Source organism: Sphingomonas sp. Sph1(2015), from assembly GCF_001970915.1.
GTDB classification, from domain to species: Bacteria; Pseudomonadota; Alphaproteobacteria; order Sphingomonadales; family Sphingomonadaceae; genus Sphingomonas; species Sphingomonas parapaucimobilis.
In genome coordinates this window covers 1-1,065 of the sequence record NZ_MQUI01000110.1, presented here as the reverse complement: position 1 = coordinate 1,065, position 1,065 = coordinate 1, and the positions used below count along the sequence as shown (strand labels likewise).

Here is a 1,065-nt window from a genome sequence, read left to right as displayed (position 1 = left end):
TTCAGCCGCACGATCTCGGCGCGGGTCGCTGCCCGCTCGGCGCGCAGGTCATCGATCTGCGCCTGCGTTTCCTTGCCCGCGACCCGCAGCGCCGCAAGCTCGGCCATGGTCGCGGCGAGCATGTCGCGCAGGCCTTGCGGGTCGGAAGGAAGGTCAGCCTCGATCAGCATCGCGGACGAGTGAATCAGTCCGCCCCCGCGGCGTCAACCGGGCAGTTGCGGCGGCACGGGCTTGCGACCACCATGGACCCGGCGCCAGTCCGCACCCTCCAGCAAAACCGCCATCTGCGCGGCCGTGAGCCGGATCACGCCGTCCCGGATGCCCGGCCAGCGGAAGCCGCCCTGCTCAAGGCGCTTGGCCATCAGGCACAGCCCCGTGCCGTCCCACCAGACCAACTTCACCCGGTCCGCCTTCTTCGCCCTGAACACGTACACCACGCCCGAGAACGGGTCGGCGCCATACTGCGCCTTCACCAGCGTCGCGAGCGAGTCCGCACCTTTACGAAAATCCACCGGCGCGGTCGCCACCATCACCCGCGCGTCGCTCCCCGGACCGATCAACGCGCACGCCTCAAGGCGCCGATCACCGCGCCAATGACATCGACGTCCGCGCCGCGTCCGATCTTCACCGCCACGCCGTCGATCTCCAGCTCGACCATGCCGTCGGCACGAGGCTGCCGGGCACGTCGTCGCACCGCTCGCGCAGGAACAACAGCATCCGGTACCGCCCCGACGATGGCGGGCACGAACAACGGCGCTCCCGCCTCCATTGCCTTGCGCGCTTCGCGCCGCCAGGTGAACAGTTGTGACGGGCACAGCCCGTGCCGCCTTGCTACCGCGCTCACGCTTTCCAGTCCGGCATGGCTCTCCGCGACCATCTCCGCCTTGGCTTCATCGCTCCACTCGCGACGCCGGCCCGCCCCCGTGAACACCTCGAACCGAACCGGCCTCGTGCCAGTATCGTCACATGACATCGTCATGGCTGTAGGCCTTGCTGCTATCCAGAAAGGCCAATCCGTCCCCGGTTATGCCGCCATCAGCAAGGTGACCGCGCAACAGCGCTTAC

At 68.5% G+C, this 1,065-nt stretch carries 2 protein-coding genes; both read right to left on the bottom strand.

The annotated features are described in order from the left end of the window. Nucleotides 1-203: 203 nt before the first annotated feature. On the bottom strand, nt 204-560 hold the full coding sequence (gene tnpB / locus BSZ14_RS18745; RefSeq protein WP_076712055.1) for an IS66 family insertion sequence element accessory protein TnpB: 357 nt from the start codon (nt 558-560) through the stop codon (nt 204-206). Continuing rightward, complete coding sequence (gene tnpA / locus BSZ14_RS18740) at nt 557-979, bottom strand: IS66-like element accessory protein TnpA (RefSeq protein ID WP_076712054.1); 423 nt, start codon at nt 977-979, stop codon at nt 557-559. The genes tnpB and tnpA overlap by 4 nt, the downstream gene beginning before the upstream one ends. Between the last annotated feature and the right edge of the window lie 86 nt (nt 980-1,065).